Below are 15,536 nucleotides of genomic sequence, written 5' to 3' on the forward strand. Positions count from 1 at the left end.
CCATGCCTGCGCTCGTTCGCCTCTATATCACCCACAGCCTGATCGGTTTTGGCATCTCCGCCGTCTTCGTGGCCATCCTTCTATGGTTCAACGTCGCCAACCTCTGGCACCTCGTGACCCATTCCAACATCGGCTGGATGGCCGTGGCGCTCTTGGTGCTGTTCAACGGGATCGTCTTTTCCGGCGTCCAGTTCGGGATCGCCATCATGCGCATGGCCGAGGAGGACGATGACGCGGGCGGCAAGCGCGATGCCGTGCCTCTGCGTGCACCTCTGGCAGTGCCCGTCCCGGTGGAGAGCCACCGGAAGGGCTGAAGTGGCGGGCCCGCAAACGCAGCCGTAGAGGTTGACGAATTCCCGAGGACCTGTGTGAACAGGTGGGCGCCAGGTAACGCGGCCAGGACCGTGACAGAGCCAGCTCCCTCGGATTTGCTTAAGGCCACCGGAATTGAACCGTAGTATACGAGAAGGGCAGCACCCGCCGGGGCTCTACATAGGGTGCGCGCGCGGCTTTGCCAAGCGCCCGCACATCACGAAAGCGGCGCAACATCCGCGAAAGCGCCGCGCAGGGTCCGGTAGACGTCGAGGTTGAAGCGCACGAGGGTGGTGTCCTCACCCGCCCAGGCCGAGGACAGCAGGCATTTCACCATCGCCCAGCCCGCGATCCGCCCGCGCTCCAGCCCGGTGGCCTGCGCGAACAGCGCCAGCCGCCCGGTCTGGCAGGCCGGATCGAGCCGGCCCACGAATCCCTTCGGGTTGCGGAAGGCATTGGCCAGTTCGAAAGCCGGATCGCCCCGGATCCCCTTGGGATCGATCGCGACGCACCCCCAACCCGTCCGGATCACGTTGTCGTGGTGGAGATCGCCGTGCAGCAGGCAGGGGGTGGGGGCCGTGTCCAGCAGGCGACGCGCGATCTTCCGTGCCGCATGCAGGGCGGCCACATCCTCCGGCTGCCACCAGTCCGCCGGCTTGAACGCCCACAGGCCTTCCGTCCAGGCGGCGAGATCCGGGAAATCGGTCTGGGCCGTCGTCTTGCGGGAGAGCAGGCGGCCGGCCAGGTCGGCCAGTTCCATATCCGCCAGCCGGTCCGCCCCCTGCCGGGTGATGTCGCCGAGCGCGGGGCCGTCCAGCCATTGCAGCAACACCCGCCCCGGTTCATGCGCGAAGCACCGCACCACGCCGGGGCCCGCCATCTCCGCCAGCCACGCCGGCGCGCGGGCCTCGTTTCTCGCGTTGCCCTCCCGGAACAGCTTCAGCGCGGCCGGCCCCCAGCGGCTGGTCACGCGGTAGACATCGGCGATGTCGGTCCGTGCCACATGTCGCGGGTCGCCGATGCGCCACGCGGGCGGCAGATCGCCTGGCAGTTTCGGGGGCGGGGCTGTGAGGGGAAATCCGGGCGGCGACATGGCCGCCTGATCGGACCACGCGGGCAGGGCCCTGTCAATTCGCACCCGCTTTCGCGCGAATCTCTTGCGTTTTGTTCACCTAATGTTCATGCTCATGCCCCATGATGGACATGCCCGAGCTACAGCCCGGCCAATTGCTGGCCCGCGGTGTCTGCCGCCACCTGCGCCACCATGATTTCGTGGCGGTGGAGGAGTTCGTGCCCGATCGGGGCCTGCGGGTGGACGTGATGGCACTCGGGCCGAAAGGGGAGATCTGGGTGGTGGAGTGCAAATCCAGCCGCGCCGATTTCCAGAGCGATTCCAAGTGGCAGGGCTACCTGGAGTGGTGCGATCGCTACTTCTGGGCGGTGGATGCCGATTTCCCGACGGAGCTGCTGCCGCAGGAAACCGGCCTGATCATCGCGGATGCCTATGATGCGGAAATCCTCCGCCTCGGCCCGGAGAGCAAGCTGGCGGCGGCCCGGCGCAAGCTGCTGACGCAGAAGTTCGCCCGCCACGCCGCCCGCCGGCTGCAAGCCTACAGGGATCCGGGCGTCAGCGCCCTTTTCGGGCCTTGACGGCCTCGGCTGCGGCGCGGATCTCCTCGGCAATCTCGATGGCCTCCTCCGGTTCGAAATCCATCGGGATCTCGATGCCGTCCGCCTCGATGTAGATCCGGACCATGCCCAGCGAGGTGGGGCCGATCTGGAGGTTCGCAGAGATGTCGCTTTCCGTGTTGATGCCCATCGGGCAGGCTCCTTGGTTGTGGCGTGCGTTCGAGGTAATGGTTTCAGGGCGTTGGCGCAAGTGGCCGGCGGGCGGCGCCCCCGTGCTTGGGCCGCGGCAGAGCCGCCCTGCGCCCTTTTCTTGAACCGGCCTTCAAAAACCCGTAGACTCGCCCTTGCATTCGCCGAACCACGGCGATAAATGAGCCCCCGTGCCGCCTTAGCTCAGTTGGTTAGAGCGCCTGATTGTGGATCAGGAGGTCCCCCGTTCGAGCCGGGGAGGTGGTACCACCCCCCCCATCTGATGATTGTAATCGCAAGTGCAGGCGCCTTCTGGTTCCTATGCGCATCGGCTGATGGGCGCGGTCTTGCGGATCGGCGTCCCTCGGTGCCGTAAGCTCCGCAATCGCACTTCGCCTTTGGATTGATCTCCGCCCCTGAGTCTCTCGCTTTTTTGGAAAGGCGACTCGGGGTTCCGCAGGGCCGCGGCAGAGCTGCGCCTGCCCAAGGGGCAACCGCCGTGCGCAAGGTGTGAACCGCCAATCGGCGGCGGCGTGCGGCGCCCGGGGATGGTGAAACCTGCCAGAACTCGGCAAATTCCTGTGATTTTCGCGAATTTCACGGCTTCGGCGGCCCGGCCAGATCCGGTGCCGGCCCTGCCGCTTCTTCCGCCGGGGCGCAGAGATTTTGACGCGCGTCATCGAATGAGTTGCAAAGTCTTTGGGCAGTTGTTTTAGTCAGGGCTGAAAAGAGAGCGCCGCCCAAGCGCCATGCAAGACAGGGAGCCCAACGTGGCAACATCCGATACGGATAGCGCGTTCGTCGTCTTCGACCGCGTTCAGAAAAGTTATGACGGGGAGACCCTCGTCGTCAAAGATCTCAATCTCTCCATCGGCAAGGGCGAATTCCTGACGATGCTCGGCCCCTCCGGCTCCGGCAAGACGACCTGCCTGATGATGCTGGCCGGCTTCGAAACCGCGACCCACGGCGAGATTCTTCTCGACGGCCGCCCGATCAACAACATCCCCCCGCACAAGCGCGGCATCGGCATGGTGTTCCAGAACTATGCCCTGTTCCCGCACATGACGGTGAACGAGAATCTCGCCTTCCCGCTGGAAGTGCGCGGCATGGGCAAGGACGAACGCGAGGCCAAGGTCAAGCGGGCGCTGGAGATGGTCCAGATGGGCGAATTCGGCAATCGCCGCCCGGCGCAGCTTTCCGGTGGCCAGCAGCAGCGGATCGCTCTGGCGCGCGCGCTGGTCTTCGATCCCGCGCTGGTGCTGATGGACGAACCCCTCGGCGCGCTCGACAAGCAGCTGCGCGAGCACATGCAGTACGAGATCAAGCACCTGCACGAAAACCTCGGGATCACCGTCGTCTACGTGACGCACGATCAATCCGAGGCGCTCACCATGTCGGACCGCGTGGCGGTGTTCGACGACGGCATCATCCAGCAGCTCGCCCCGCCGGCCGAGCTCTACGAGCAGCCGCAGAACAGCTTCGTGGCGCAGTTCATCGGCGAGAACAACAAGCTCTCCGGCAAAGTGATCGCGCTCGACGGCGATATCGCCACCGTCCAGCTCGACGATGGCGAGACCTGCACCGCGCTGGCGGTGAACTGCGGCGGCGTCGGCAGCGACACGCTGATCTCCGTGCGCCCCGAGCGGGTGAGCGTGGCGGCGCAGGGCGGGCCCAACAGCACCAGCGCCACGGTGCAGGAGCTGATCTACCTGGGCGATCACATCCGCTGCCGCCTTACCGTTCACGGCAACGACGAATTCGTGGTCAAGGTGCCCAACTCCGCCGGGCACAGCCACCTGAGCGTTGGCGAAACCACGCAGGTCAGCTGGCTTGCGCAGGACGCCCGCGCGCTCGACGCAGGCTGACGCATTGCAGCCTTTGGCCGGCGGCCGCTCAGCGCAAGCGGTGGCCGCGGGCAAAACCAACAAGACCAAACAGCAACATGGGAGAAACGACATGAAGAAAACACTGGTTCTGACCACGGCCCTGACCGGCCTCGCCTTCGCCGCGAGCGCGCAGGAAGTGACCGTGATGTCCTGGGGGGGCGCCTACACGAAGTCCCAGGTCGAAGCCTACCACAAGCCCTTCACCGCCGAATTCGGCATCAGCGTGAACTCGGTTGACGCCGACAACCCCGCCACGCCGATCAAGGCGCAGGTGGAAGCCGGCAACGTCACCGTCGACGTGGCCGACGTGGAATTCTCCGATGCCGTGCGTCTCTGTGACGAGGGCCTGCTGGAAGAGATCGACCACTCCATCCTGCCGCCGGCGCCCGATGGCACCCCGGCCACCGAGGATTTCATCGAGGGCGCGCTGCAGGATTGCGCCGTGGCCAACATCGTCTGGTCCACCGTCTACGCCTACAACACCAACAGTGTCGAAGGCACCCCGATGACGATGGCGGATTTCTTCGACACCGAGAAGTTCCCGGGCAAGCGCGGCCTGCGCAAATCCGCGAAGGCGACGCTCGAAATGGCCCTGATGGGCGACGGCGTGCCCGCCAGCGAAGTCTATGACCTGCTGGAAACCGACGAGGGCGTGGACCGTGCCTTCGCCAAGCTCGACACCATCAAGGACGATATCGTCTGGTGGGAAGCCGGCGCCCAGCCGCCGCAGCTTCTGGCGGACGGCGAGGTGGCCATGTCCACCGCCTACAACGGCCGGATCTTCAACGCCGCCGTGGGCGAGGGCCAGCCCTTCGAGATCGTCTGGGACGGCCAGATCCTCGACTTCGATCTCTTCGTGATCCCCAAAGGGGCGCCGCACAAGGAAGAAGCGCTGAAGTTCATCGCCTTCGCGACCGATACCCAGCGCCTCGCCGATCAGGCTTCCTGGATCTCCTACGGCCCGGCCCGCAAATCCTCCGGTGCGCTCGTCGGCCTCTACTCCGACGGCAAGACGGAAATGGCGCCGCACATGCCGACGGCGGCCGAAAACCTCACCAACGCGCTCGTGAACAACTTCGAGTTCTGGGTCGATCGTGACGCCGAACTGAACGAGCGTTTCAACGCCTGGCTCGCCAACTGATCAAGACAGGGCGGCCCCTCGCCGGGCCGCCCACCGCCACGGGAAGACAGGTCATGGCCGATATCTCCGCCCCCCTCACCACGGCTGACGGCAAACCGTTGAAAGCCGCGCTCGCCTCGGCGCAGGCCCGCGCCCGCCGCCGCGCGTTTTTCCTCGTTCTGCCACTTCTGGCATTCGTCCTGCTGACCTTCGTGGCCCCGATCGCGCAGATGCTGCACCGGTCGGTCCACAACCCCGGGTTCACCACCCACACCGACATCGGATCGGGAGAAAAGACGCCGATCATGGTCAACCTGCGCGCCTGGTTCAAGGAGAACCCGCCGGGCACCGAACCCGACGAGGCCGCCTACGAGGCGCTGGTGAAGGATCTCGTCGTGCTGCGCGAGCTTAAGGCGCCGGGGTCGGTGGGCACACGGATCAACTACGAACGCGCCGGCTCGCGTTCCATGTTCACCAAGGCCGCGCGCCGCGCCGAGAAGCTGGAACCGCCCTACAAGGAGGCGATGCTCGACCTCGACGAGGACTGGGCCGATCCCGAGCTCTGGCAGGTGATGCGCGGCGCCTCTTCCGCCTACACCTTCAACTTCTACCTCGCCGCGCTCGATCTGGCACGCGACGCCGACGGCAGCATCGTCTCGGTGGACGAGAACCGGCAGGTCTACGTGAAGCTCTTCACGCGCACGCTGCTGCTGTCGCTGCTGATCACCTTCCTCTGCTTCCTGCTGGCCTATCCGATCGCCCATCTTCTGGCGACGCTGCCGCTGCGCCATTCCAACCTGCTGATGATCTTCGTGCTGCTGCCCTTCTGGACATCCCTCCTGGTGCGCACCACGAGCTGGATCGTGCTTCTGCAAAGCCAGGGCGTGGTCAACGATACGCTCGTGGCCACCGGCATCCTCGACGACGACAGCCGCATCCAGATGATCTACAACCAGACGGGCACGATCATCGCCATGACGCATATCTTGCTGCCCTTCATGGTGCTGCCGCTCTACTCGGTGATGCGGCCGATCAACCCCTCCTACGTGCGCGCCGCGCGCAGCCTCGGCGCCACCAGCTGGACGGCCTTCCGCCGGATCTACTTCCCGCAAACGGTGCCCGGCATCGGCGCCGGCGCGCTGCTCGTCTTCATCCTCGCGGTCGGCTACTACATCACCCCAGCCCTCGTCGGCGGCGCCAACGGGCAGCTGATCTCCAACCTGATCGCCTTCCACATGACAAAATCGCTCAACTGGTCGCTCGCCGCGGCGCTGGCGGCGATCCTTCTGGGCGGCATCCTGGTGCTCTACTGGCTCTATGACCGGCTCGTGGGCATCGACAACCTGAAGCTCGGGTAAGGCGGATGACGATGCATCTTCCTCTCGCCGGAAATACCTCGGGGGTGCGGGGGCAGAGCCCCCGCGTCGAAACTGGGGTGCGGGGGCAGAGCCCGCGCCCCGCACAGAACAGAAAGCGCAGCTGATGGCCCTTCCCAACCACGCCTCCACGCTCGAACGGATCTGGCACTACACCTATCTCGTGATCTGCGGCCTGATCTTCCTGTTCCTGATCGCGCCGATCCTCGTGGTGATCCCGCTCTCCTTCAACGCGGAGCCCTATTTCACCTTCACCGAGAAGATGCTGGCACTGGATCCCACCGGCTACTCCACCCGCTGGTACGATCTGCTCCTGACCTTCGGCATGGACAACCCCGACGCCCCGCGCGACGGCAGTTGGTGGGCGGATGCCTGGGCGAACGCGGCCTGGATCAACGCCGCCAAGAACTCGGTGATCATCGGGTTCTTCTCCACCATCCTGGCCACCTTCCTCGGCACGCTGGCCGCGCTCGGCCTCAGCCGGCCGGAGATGCCCTTCCGCCGTGCCATCATGGCCATCCTGATCTCGCCGATGATCGTGCCGATCATCATCACCGCCACGGGCCTGTTCTTCTTCTACTCGATGACGGGGCTGGCGAACTCCTACGTCGGGATCATCATGGCGCACGCCACGCTCGGGATTCCCTTCGTCATCATCACGGTGACGGCGACGCTCGTGGGCTTCGACCATTCTCTGACGCGCGCCGCCGCGAGCCTCGGGGCCAACCCGACGACGACCTTCTTCAAGATCACCATGCCGCTGATCCTGCCCGGCGTGATTTCCGGCGCGCTCTTCGCCTTCGTCACTTCCTTTGACGAGGTGGTCGTCGTGCTCTTCGTGGCCGCCCACGATCAGCAGACCATCCCGCGCCAGATGTGGAACGGCATCCGCGAGCAGATCAGCCCGGCCATCCTCTCGGTGGCCACGATCCTCGTGCTGATCTCCATCGCCCTGCTGACCACCGTCGAACTGCTGCGCCGCCGCTCCGAGCGGTTGCGCGGGGTGTCGCCGCAGTAGGGGCGAAGTGGCGTTGCGGCGGATTCAACGCGTGGCGTGATCCAAGGTCTCGCCCGGCACTGCGCCGGGCCTCCCCCGGCCGCCCGCTCGCGCCAGAGGTGCAGGGGCTGTAGCCCCAGCTGCAGCCGGGAATGCCGGCGGTTCTGACCACACGGGGGTGGTCAACGCCGTGGCGTGAATTTTCGCGGCGCGCGCCCTACGTCCCCAGCAGCGCCAGCCAGACCCAGGCCGTGACGATCGTGCCCGCCGTGCCCAGCAGAACCGCGCTTGCGGCCACGCGCTTGCCCACCCCGTAGAGATTGGCGAAAACATAGGCATTCACCCCCGGCGCCATCGCCGAAGTCAGGATGGCGGAGCGGAAGGCTGCCTCGTTCAGCCCGCTAGCGGTGCCGAAGATCCAGACCAGCGAAGGATGCAGAACCAGCGAGACGGCGACGACGAAGAAGATGGTGCGCAGATCGCCCTCGGGCCGGTAGCGGTAGAGCACGCCGCCCAGTGAAAACAGCGCCGCCGGCAGGGCCGCGCGCACCATCAGGTCCAGCGCATCCGTAAAGACGCCGGGCAGCGGCACATGGGCGAGGTTCACGGCGAAGCCGAGCAGGATGGCGATCACCAGCGCATTGGAGAACATCGCCTTCGCCACCCGAAAGGGCAGTTTCGCCAGCGAGCCGCCGCGGTTGCGGGCCAGTTCCATCACGGTGATGCCCAGCCCGTAGCAGAAGGGCGAATGCAGCGCGATGATCGCGTAGTTTGCCGCCAGCGCGTCCGGCCCGAAGGCACGTTCCGTCAGGGGCAGGCCCAGCAGCACGGAGTTGGAGAAGAGGCAGCAGAAGCCGATGGCGACGCTGTCTTCCCACGGGCGGTTGAACAGCAGGCGCGCCCCGGCGATGCCCACGGCGAAACAGAGCGCGGCGGCGGTGTAGAAGCTGCCCAGCAGGGCGAGATCGAACCCCTGCGCCAGATCGAGCGTCGAGATGGCGCGGAACAGCAGGCAGGGGATGGCGAAATTCTGGGTGAACCTCACGATGCCGTCGATGGCCTCGTCCGAGAGCTTGCGGCGCCACACGGCGAGGTATCCGAAGCCGATCACGAAGAAGACCGGCAGGATGACCTCGATCAACGCCTGCATCGATCAGGCCTGAAACCGCAGCGTGAGCCCGTCGTAGGCGGGCTGGATGTGATCGGCCGTCTCCGCCTGAACGGTGTCGTAGTCCATGTCGATGTGCATGTTCGTCAGCACCCCCTGTTTCGCCCCCGTGCGCGCGATCCAGTCGAGCGCCGTGTCGAGGTGGATGTGGGTGGGGTGCGGCGTGCGGCGCAGGGCGTCGAGGATGAAGCACTCCAGCCCGTCGAGCACGGCCCAGCTTTCCTCGTACATCTCGCTCACGTCGGGCAGGTAAGCCACGTCGCCGATGCGAAAGCCGAGCGCATCGATGCTGCCGTGGCGCACGCGGAAGGGGGTGAGGGTGATCGCCCCGCCGTCGCCTTCGATCACCACGTCGCCGTCGATGGCGTGCAGATCCAGAATGGGCGGGTAGGGGGAGCCCGCGGGCTGCACGAAGGCGTAGCCGAAGCGTGAGATCAGATCGTTCTGGGTATCGCCGTCGGCCCAGACGGGCAGGCGCTTGCGCGTGTTGTAGACGATCTGGCGCAGGTCATCGAGCCCGTGGACGTGATCGGCATGGGAGTGGGTGAAGACCACGGCGTCCAGCGTGCCGGCCCCGGCGTCGATGAGCTGCTGGCGCATGTCGGGCGAGGTGTCGATCAGCACCCGCGTCAGGCCGCCGGCCTCCTCGCGTTCGATCAGCAGTGAGCAGCGGCTGCGGCGGTTCTTCGGGTTTTCCGGGTCGCAATCGCCCCAGTTGCCGCCGATGCGCGGCACGCCGCCGGAGGAGCCGCAGCCCAGGATGCGAAAACGGATTTCAGCCATCAGGCGGCATCTTTCGCACGGGCGGCCTTGGTGAAGAGGCGGTCGAAGTTGGCCGTGGTCTGCGCCGCGAAGGCCTCGTAGCTCATGCCGAACACCTCGGCGCCGACCTTGGCGGTATGCACCGTATAGCCGGGTTCGTTGCGCTTGCCGCGGAACGGCGGCGGGGCGAGGTAGGGCGCGTCGGTCTCAACGAGAATGCGCTCCACCGGCGCGGCGGCGAAGATGTCGCGGATTTCCTGGCTCTTCTTGAAGGTGGCGATGCCCGACATCGACAGGTAGAAGCCCAGATCCAGCGCCGCTTCGGCGAGCGCGGGCGAGGAGGAGAAGCAGTGCATCACGCAGGCATAGGCCCCGGCGGCGTGTTCCTCGGCGAGGATGCGCGCCATGTCCGCGTCGGCCGCGCGGGCGTGGATGATCAGGGGCAGGCCCGTCTGCCGCGCGGCCTCGATATGGATGCGCAGGCTCTCCTGCTGCACGGCCTTGCTTTCGGCGGTGTAGTGGTAGTCGAGCCCGGTCTCGCCGATGCCGACGAACTTCGGGTGCCGCGCCAGGGCCACCAGTTCGTCCACCGTGGCCATCGGCTCCTCGGCGGCGCTCATGGGGTGGGTGCCGGCGGCGTAGAAGACAGGGGCGAAGCGTTCGGCGATGGCGCGCACCTGCGGCTCGTTCCGCAGCCGGGTGCAGATCGTGACCATCCGGCTCACGCCGGCTTCCACGGCCCGCTCGACCACCTGCGGAAGCTCCTCGGCGAAATCGGGGAAATCGAGGTGGCAGTGACTGTCGACGATCTGGGGAACTGCTGTCATGGCGGCCTTCGTCAGGCGGCCGTGCGGGCCGCCGTTTCGTTGATCTTGAAAACCATATCAAGCAGAAGCGCGGCAGGGTCAAGGTTGACGGCCCGCCCGTGGCGCATGCGCGCCCCGAGGCTCTGCTGAAGCTCCGCCCAGCGGTGGCCGGCGCGCACGTCCGGCGCTATCCGGGCCAGCAGCGCGGCTTCGCCGGGGGCCGCTTCCACGGCGGGCGGGCCCATGACGGCCGCCCGCGCGGCGCGCGCCAGGAAAAGATCCATCATCGAGAAGAGCAGATCCTGCCGGGCCTCCTTGCCCTTTCCGGCCGCGCTCTCGGCCAGAGCGATGGCGAGCGGGCGGTCGACGCGGGGCAGGCCGGAGAACAGCTTGATGATCGCGCGGTAGAGGGCGAGCCCGTCGTTGTGGATCAGCCGAAGCGCCTCGCCGACGGACCCGGCCGAAAGCTCGGCCAGCGCCTCGGGCGAGGCGATTTCGGTTTCGCCGGCCTGCGCCAGCGCCGCGCGCATCGCGTCGGGTGCAAGGCTGCGGCAGCGCAATTCCCGGCAGCGGGAGCGGATCGTGGGCAGCAGCCGCGAAGGCTGGTGGCTGATGAGCAGCAGCACCGCGCCTTCGGGCGGCTCTTCGAGCTGCTTGAGCAGGGCGTTGGCGGCGTTGCCGTTCATCTCGTCGGCGGAATCCACGATCACCACGCGATGGCCGCCATCGGTGGACGAAAGCGCGAAGAAGGAGCGCATCCGGCGCACCTCGTCCACGGTGATCTCCTGGCGCAGCGTGCCCGTCTTCTCGTTGACCGGGCGCTTGAGGGAGAACAGCCCTGGCTCGGCCCCCGCCAGCAGCCTGCGGGCCACGGGGTGCTCGGGATCCACGTCGAGGCGATCGGGGGCGGGGGGCGCATCGCCGAACAGGCCGCCGCCGTCCTGCGGCGGGTTGGCCAGCAGAAAACGCGCGATCTTCCACGCCAGCGTGGCCTTGCCCACCCCGCGCGGGCCGGTGATGAGCCAGGCGTGGTGCAGGCGGCCGGTGGTGTAGGCGTCGAGGAAGGCGGCCTCGGCCTCTTCCTGCCCGATCAGGCACTCGGTTTCGCGCGGATGCGGCGCGCCGTCGATGCGGTCTGGCTCGGGCGGTGGCGTCTCGTTCATGGCAGGCGCGCCTCCACAGCGGCAAACACCGCTTCGGCCACCACTTCGGGCGCGGCATCGCCGTCAATCACCGCGAAGCGGGGGGCGAACTCCTCGGCGAGGGCGAGGAAGCCCGCCCGCATCCGGCGCTGCAGCTCAAGCCCGAAATCCTCGAACCGTTCTTCAGCGGTTTGCCGCGCCTTGGCACGGGACAGCCCTTTTTCCGGGTCCATGTCGATCAGCACCGTCAGGTCCGGGTCGCGCCCGATCATCAGCTCGTGCAGCGCATCGACGGTGCCGCGCAGATCTCCGCGCGAGATGCCCTGATACATGCGGGTGGAATCGGCAAAGCGGTCGCAGATGACGATCTGCCCCGCCTCGAGCGCAGGCTGGATCGTGCGTTCCAGGTGATCGCGGCGGGCGGCGGTGAACAGCAGGATCTCCGTCTCCGCGGACCAGCGGTCGGGATCGCCTTCCAGCACCAGCTTGCGGATCTCCTCGGCGCCGGGCGAGCCGCCGGGTTCCCGCGTGAGGACCACACCGTGCCCCATGCCGCGCAGGCGATCGGCCAGGCGCCGGGCCTGCGTGGATTTGCCGGATCCGTCGATCCCCTCGAAGGAAATGAACATAGTGATCCGATCAGAGGCCGGCGGCCTGGGCCTCGCCCATGACCTGCCGGAAGAGAACCTGCGCCGCCGCCTTCAGCCGCGGCAGGAAGCCGCCGCGGGCCACGTCTCGATCGGCCACCAGCGGGATGCGGGCGTCGGGCATGCCTTCGAGCGGCACCACCAGCGTGCCGATCTCCTGCCCCTTCGCGATGGGGGCCTCGATCGGGGTCTTGTGTTCGACGGTGGCGTTCAGATCGCCCTGCGAGAGCGCGGGGACCAGCAGGCGGGCGTCCTCGGCGGGCACGAGGCCGACGGTTTCGGAATCGCCCATCCAGACCTTGGCCGTGGCCACCTGCGTGCCGGCCTTGGCGACGGTCTTCTCCACGAACTGGCGGAAGGCCCAGCTCACCACGCGCTCGGCCTCTTCGGCGCGGGCGCGTTCGGACGGAAGGCCGGAGATCACGAAGGTCACCCGGCGGTTGCCCTGTTTGGCCGAGCCGACGAGCCCGTAGCCGGCTTCCTGCGTGTGGCCCGTCTTCAGGCCGTCCGCGCCGATGCCCAGCTTCAGAAGCGGGTTGCGGTTGAAGCGGTTGTCCGGCGAGCGGCCGTCGAAGGGAAATTCCGTCTGCGCGAAGTAGTGGTAATACTCGGGGAATTCGGTGATCAGCCGCTCGGCGAGGATACCGAGATCGCGCATCGACATGCGCTGCGCCGGATGCGGCCAGCCCGATGCGTTGGCGAAGGTGGAGTTGGTCATGCCGAGCGCCTTGGCGCGCGTGTTCATCTGCGCGGCGAAGGTAGCCTCCGAGCCGGCGAGCCCCTCGGCGACCACCACGCAGGCATCATTGCCCGACTGCACGATGATGCCCTGGATCAGTTCTTCCACCGTCGGGCGGTCGCGCTCGTTGAGGAACATGGTCGAGCCGCCCATGTTCTTGGCGCGCGAGGATACGGGAAAGCGCGTTTCCATCGTCACCCGGCCGTCCTTCAGGGCCTCGAAGAGCATGTTGAGCGTCATCAGCTTGGACATCGACGCCGGCGGCAGCGGCACGTCCGCCTGTTTCTCCAGCAGCACGGTGCCCGTCGTCTGGTCCACGACGTAGGCCGAGGTCGCCAGGGTTTCGAAGGAGAGGGCGGGCAGCGGCAGCAGGGCGGCGAGGGCGAGTGCGGCGGCTTTCAGCATCTGGCGCATGGAGATCTCCGGTTCGCGTTAGCTGGAAACGAAATAGGCATCCTCGAATCCGAGCCCCTGCACCTTCTTCAGCAGTGCGTTGCGATCGGATTTCGAGCTGGCCGGGCCGACGATGACCCGCCAGAAGGTTTTGCCCTTCGTCGTCTGTTTCTTGATGGTCGGGATCACCCCGTGCTGGCGCATGGCTTCCGCGGTGCGGTTGGCGTTCTCTTCCACCGAGAAGATGCCGATCTGCACGTAGGGCTTGTCGAGCTTGGGGGTGGTCTTGGGTTTGGGCGCGGGCGCGGGCGCCGCCTGCGGCGCGGCGGCGGTGGCTGCCGCAGCGCTGCCGGTGGTTTGGGCCTCCTCGACCTCGGCGATGGCCGCCCCGGCGGCTGCGATCGGATCGTCCAGCGTTTCCGCGGCGATCTGCTCGGGCGCGTCTAGCTCGGCCGTGGCCGTGGCTTCGGGCTCCACGGGCACTTCTTCCTTGCGCAGCGCGGTGACGTTGAGCGTGGCCGGTTGCCCGGCGAGCATTCCCAGCGCTTCGGCGGCGTCGGAGGAGACCTGGAACACCGGGCCGGGGGTTTCGCGTTCGCGGCGGAACAGGGCGCCGATGACGAATTTGCCGTTGTCCTCGTTGCGGATGATCACCCGCTCGGGATCCTTGGAATCCGGGTGCGCGACCCAGACGCCACCCAGCGAGGGGCGCCCGTCCCACAGGCCTTTCTCGGTCTCCTGGAAGACCTGCGGCGCCTCGACGTCGCGCTCGACGATCTTGACGGAGGTCGCCGTGGAGGTGGTGGATGCCTCGGGGCCGTCACCGCCACCGAACAGGTTTCCGCTGGTGGTTTCATTGCAGCCGGCGACGGCCAATGCGCACAGAACGGCGGCAATGGCCGTGCTCCGCTTTCCTGCTGTCATGTTGTTGCCCTTTTCCTCTCGCCTCGCTCCGGGTGGGCCCCTCGTTTCGCGGGGGCGTGCCTCGGTGCTGGATTTCCCGTCTTTGCGGCGAAGTGTAGCGCCTGAGCGGGGGCAAGGGAAGTGGATCGGCGGCAACTGGCCGATAAGCCGTGCGGAAAGATTGCGGTTCCAGAATCACAAGCCGCCCGCTAGGAGTTTCCGGCACCGGAGAGGTGGCAGAGTGGTCGAATGCGGCGGTCTTGAAAACCGTTGAGCGTGTGAGCGTTCCCTGGGTTCGAATCCCAGTCTCTCCGCCATACACTCATGCAGCTTTGGCAACAGCAATAAACGCCGTGGATGGAAGCATATCCGGTACGCGAGCAGGTATTGCGGGCAGGGCGTCGGCAGCGGGCGATGGCCTCTTTCATTCGCCTTCAATATCAAGAAAAGCGCAACTCGCCGGGGGTGTTGGCGCGCATTGGGATGTGGGCGCGACGAGCAGGCGTTGGAAATATCCCAACCAATCAAGCGCGCCCCTTGCCGTTGATTTCCATGCTCAATCGAGTTCCTGAACGCCCCCGCCGGAGACGGTCAGCACCTGGCCGCTGATCCAGGCTGAGGCCGGCGCGCAAAGGAAGAGCGCCGCGTAGGCGATGTCTTCCGGTTCACCGAGCCGTCCCAAGGGCGTGTGCCTGAGCATGGCCGTCTCGACGTCGTCGTTCAGAACCGAGGCCAGAGCTTCGGTCTTGATCGCTCCGGGAGCTATGGCGTTCACGCGCACGCCCATCGGCCCGAGATCGAAAGCCGCGTTGCGGGTCAGGTGGTTCACGGCGGCCTTGGAGGATCCGTAGGACGCCATCCTCTGGTTCCTGTTTTCCGCCGCCATCGAGGAGATGTTGAGCACCGCACCGCCGCCGGCCTTCCGCATGTGATGCGCGGCGAGCTGCGTCAGGCGGAACAGCGAAAAGACGTTCAACTCGTATGCCCAGCGGAAATCATCCATCGGCATGTCGAAGGGCTTCGGGCCGCCCCCGCCCGCGTTGTTGACGAGAATGGAGAGGCCGCCGAAGCGCGTGATGGCGAGATCCACCGCCGCCTCGAGGTCTGCTTCCACGGTTACGTTGCAGGCCAGCGCCGCCGCCTTGCCGCCATTGGCGATGATCTCCTCTGCGACCGCCTTCGCGGTTTCGGCCTTGAGATCGCTGACGACGACCGATGCGCCGGCCCCGGCAAAGAGCCGGGCCACGCTGCGGCCGATCCCAGCGCCGGCCCCGGTCACGAGCGCGATCTGCCCGTCCAATCTGAAACGGTCCGGTTCAAACATCTTTCCCTCCTTGAAATACCTTGGTTGCAAAGAGGGATACGGGGTGGCTGGAGGATTTGGATCACGGGCTTCCACGAAGCGCGTTCCGCGCGGGCCGAGTGGCTGCGTTGCGGGCGGCGGCGCGGAAGCCGCCTCCCGAGAGG

Annotated in this window: 16 protein-coding genes and 2 tRNA genes; 8 read left to right on the forward strand and 10 right to left on the reverse strand. The window is 66.7% G+C overall.

What is annotated here, in order from left to right:
- Positions 1-2: 2 nt before the first annotated feature.
- Complete coding sequence (locus PSA7680_RS07385; protein WP_085868033.1) at positions 3-314, forward strand: hypothetical protein; 312 nt, start codon at positions 3-5, stop codon at positions 312-314.
- A 215-nt stretch (positions 315-529) separates the two neighbouring features.
- On the opposite strand, the gene PSA7680_RS07390 is transcribed toward PSA7680_RS07385, so the two are convergent.
- Positions 530-1,405, reverse strand: coding sequence for an aminoglycoside phosphotransferase family protein (locus tag PSA7680_RS07390; RefSeq protein WP_085868034.1), 876 nt, complete (start codon positions 1,403-1,405; stop codon positions 530-532).
- Between the two features lie 104 nt (positions 1,406-1,509).
- Here PSA7680_RS07390 and PSA7680_RS07395 point away from each other — a divergent pair, with 104 nt between their 5' ends.
- Entirely contained in the window at positions 1,510-1,962 is a 453-nt protein-coding gene (locus PSA7680_RS07395; protein ID WP_370738538.1) for an MmcB family DNA repair protein, read from the forward strand.
- On the opposite strand, the gene PSA7680_RS07400 is transcribed toward PSA7680_RS07395, so the two are convergent.
- Entirely contained in the window at positions 1,940-2,131 is a 192-nt protein-coding gene (locus PSA7680_RS07400; protein WP_085868035.1) for a DUF6324 family protein, read from the reverse strand. The two genes, PSA7680_RS07395 and PSA7680_RS07400, sit on opposite strands and share 23 nt — an antisense overlap.
- Before the next feature lie 192 nt (positions 2,132-2,323).
- On the opposite strand from PSA7680_RS07400, the gene PSA7680_RS07405 reads away from it, so the two are divergent.
- The 5 genes from PSA7680_RS07405 to PSA7680_RS07425 all read left to right on the forward strand — a co-directional run bounded on the left by PSA7680_RS07405 (position 2,324) and on the right by PSA7680_RS07425 (position 7,530).
- A tRNA-His gene (locus tag PSA7680_RS07405) sits at positions 2,324-2,400 on the forward strand.
- 500 nt (positions 2,401-2,900) lie between these two features.
- Positions 2,901-3,995: an ABC transporter ATP-binding protein gene (locus PSA7680_RS07410; protein WP_370738536.1), complete on the forward strand. Its 1,095-nt coding sequence runs from the start codon at positions 2,901-2,903 to the stop codon at positions 3,993-3,995.
- A 91-nt stretch (positions 3,996-4,086) separates the two neighbouring features.
- A complete protein-coding gene (locus PSA7680_RS07415) occupies positions 4,087-5,157 on the forward strand; it encodes an ABC transporter substrate-binding protein (RefSeq protein WP_085868037.1) in 1,071 nt (356 codons plus the stop codon).
- 53 nt (positions 5,158-5,210) lie between these two features.
- Complete coding sequence (locus tag PSA7680_RS07420; protein ID WP_085868038.1) at positions 5,211-6,494, forward strand: ABC transporter permease; 1,284 nt, start codon at positions 5,211-5,213, stop codon at positions 6,492-6,494.
- 124 nt (positions 6,495-6,618) lie between these two features.
- Positions 6,619-7,530 (forward strand): ABC transporter permease, encoded by a 912-nt coding sequence (locus tag PSA7680_RS07425; protein WP_085868039.1) that lies wholly within the window; start codon positions 6,619-6,621, stop codon positions 7,528-7,530.
- 196 nt (positions 7,531-7,726) lie between these two features.
- Here the strand turns inward: PSA7680_RS07425 and PSA7680_RS07430 are convergent, their stop codons facing one another.
- From PSA7680_RS07430 to PSA7680_RS07460, 7 genes are read right to left on the reverse strand one after another with little or no spacing between them, the layout of a single operon-like run.
- Entirely contained in the window at positions 7,727-8,659 is a 933-nt protein-coding gene (locus PSA7680_RS07430) for an AEC family transporter (RefSeq protein WP_085868040.1), read from the reverse strand.
- A 3-nt stretch (positions 8,660-8,662) separates the two neighbouring features.
- On the reverse strand, positions 8,663-9,460 hold the full coding sequence (locus tag PSA7680_RS07435; RefSeq protein ID WP_085868041.1) for an MBL fold metallo-hydrolase: 798 nt from the start codon (positions 9,458-9,460) through the stop codon (positions 8,663-8,665).
- On the reverse strand, positions 9,460-10,266 hold the full coding sequence (locus PSA7680_RS07440; RefSeq protein WP_085868042.1) for a TatD family hydrolase: 807 nt from the start codon (positions 10,264-10,266) through the stop codon (positions 9,460-9,462). Before PSA7680_RS07440 ends, PSA7680_RS07435 begins: the two co-directional genes overlap by 1 nt.
- A gap of 11 nt (positions 10,267-10,277) precedes the next feature.
- Positions 10,278-11,408: a DNA polymerase III subunit delta' gene (locus PSA7680_RS07445; protein WP_085868043.1), complete on the reverse strand. Its 1,131-nt coding sequence runs from the start codon at positions 11,406-11,408 to the stop codon at positions 10,278-10,280.
- On the reverse strand, positions 11,405-12,016 hold the full coding sequence (gene tmk / locus PSA7680_RS07450) for a dTMP kinase (RefSeq protein WP_085868044.1): 612 nt from the start codon (positions 12,014-12,016) through the stop codon (positions 11,405-11,407). Before tmk ends, PSA7680_RS07445 begins: the two co-directional genes overlap by 4 nt.
- 10 nt (positions 12,017-12,026) lie before the next feature.
- Entirely contained in the window at positions 12,027-13,187 is a 1,161-nt protein-coding gene (locus tag PSA7680_RS07455) for a D-alanyl-D-alanine carboxypeptidase family protein (RefSeq protein ID WP_139838579.1), read from the reverse strand.
- Positions 13,188-13,205: 18 nt separating this feature from the next.
- Positions 13,206-14,090, reverse strand: a complete 885-nt coding sequence (locus tag PSA7680_RS07460; RefSeq protein ID WP_085868046.1) for an SPOR domain-containing protein — start codon at positions 14,088-14,090, stop codon at positions 13,206-13,208.
- A gap of 206 nt (positions 14,091-14,296) precedes the next feature.
- Between PSA7680_RS07460 and PSA7680_RS07465 the strand changes: the two genes are divergently transcribed.
- A tRNA-Ser gene (locus PSA7680_RS07465) sits at positions 14,297-14,386 on the forward strand.
- A 239-nt stretch (positions 14,387-14,625) separates the two neighbouring features.
- Here PSA7680_RS07465 and hdhA read toward each other — a convergent pair.
- Positions 14,626-15,393: a 7-alpha-hydroxysteroid dehydrogenase gene (hdhA, locus tag PSA7680_RS07470; protein ID WP_085868047.1), complete on the reverse strand. Its 768-nt coding sequence runs from the start codon at positions 15,391-15,393 to the stop codon at positions 14,626-14,628.
- Between the last annotated feature and the right edge of the window lie 143 nt (positions 15,394-15,536).

The organism is Pseudoruegeria aquimaris, assembly GCF_900172235.1.
Classification (GTDB): Bacteria; Pseudomonadota; Alphaproteobacteria; order Rhodobacterales; family Rhodobacteraceae; genus Pseudoruegeria; species Pseudoruegeria aquimaris.

What these genes read in the sequence shown, in the direction of transcription:
- PSA7680_RS07385 (WP_085868033.1), top strand. Translation starts at nt 3, where the DNA reads ATGCCTGCGCTCGTTCGCCTCTATATCACCCACAGCCTGATCGGTTTT.
- PSA7680_RS07390 (WP_085868034.1), bottom strand. Translation starts at nt 1,405, where the DNA reads ATGTCGCCGCCCGGATTTCCCCTCACAGCCCCGCCCCCGAAACTGCCA.
- PSA7680_RS07395 (WP_370738538.1), top strand. Translation starts at nt 1,510, where the DNA reads ATGGACATGCCCGAGCTACAGCCCGGCCAATTGCTGGCCCGCGGTGTC.
- PSA7680_RS07400 (WP_085868035.1), bottom strand. Translation starts at nt 2,131, where the DNA reads ATGGGCATCAACACGGAAAGCGACATCTCTGCGAACCTCCAGATCGGC.
- PSA7680_RS07415 (WP_085868037.1), top strand. Translation starts at nt 4,087, where the DNA reads ATGAAGAAAACACTGGTTCTGACCACGGCCCTGACCGGCCTCGCCTTC.
- PSA7680_RS07420 (WP_085868038.1), top strand. Translation starts at nt 5,211, where the DNA reads ATGGCCGATATCTCCGCCCCCCTCACCACGGCTGACGGCAAACCGTTG.
- PSA7680_RS07425 (WP_085868039.1), top strand. Translation starts at nt 6,619, where the DNA reads ATGGCCCTTCCCAACCACGCCTCCACGCTCGAACGGATCTGGCACTAC.
- PSA7680_RS07430 (WP_085868040.1), bottom strand. Translation starts at nt 8,659, where the DNA reads ATGCAGGCGTTGATCGAGGTCATCCTGCCGGTCTTCTTCGTGATCGGC.
- PSA7680_RS07435 (WP_085868041.1), bottom strand. Translation starts at nt 9,460, where the DNA reads ATGGCTGAAATCCGTTTTCGCATCCTGGGCTGCGGCTCCTCCGGCGGC.
- PSA7680_RS07440 (WP_085868042.1), bottom strand. Translation starts at nt 10,266, where the DNA reads ATGACAGCAGTTCCCCAGATCGTCGACAGTCACTGCCACCTCGATTTC.
- PSA7680_RS07445 (WP_085868043.1), bottom strand. Translation starts at nt 11,408, where the DNA reads ATGAACGAGACGCCACCGCCCGAGCCAGACCGCATCGACGGCGCGCCG.
- tmk (WP_085868044.1), bottom strand. Translation starts at nt 12,016, where the DNA reads ATGTTCATTTCCTTCGAGGGGATCGACGGATCCGGCAAATCCACGCAG.
- PSA7680_RS07455 (WP_139838579.1), bottom strand. Translation starts at nt 13,187, where the DNA reads ATGCGCCAGATGCTGAAAGCCGCCGCACTCGCCCTCGCCGCCCTGCTG.
- PSA7680_RS07460 (WP_085868046.1), bottom strand. Translation starts at nt 14,090, where the DNA reads ATGACAGCAGGAAAGCGGAGCACGGCCATTGCCGCCGTTCTGTGCGCA.
- hdhA (WP_085868047.1), bottom strand. Translation starts at nt 15,393, where the DNA reads ATGTTTGAACCGGACCGTTTCAGATTGGACGGGCAGATCGCGCTCGTG.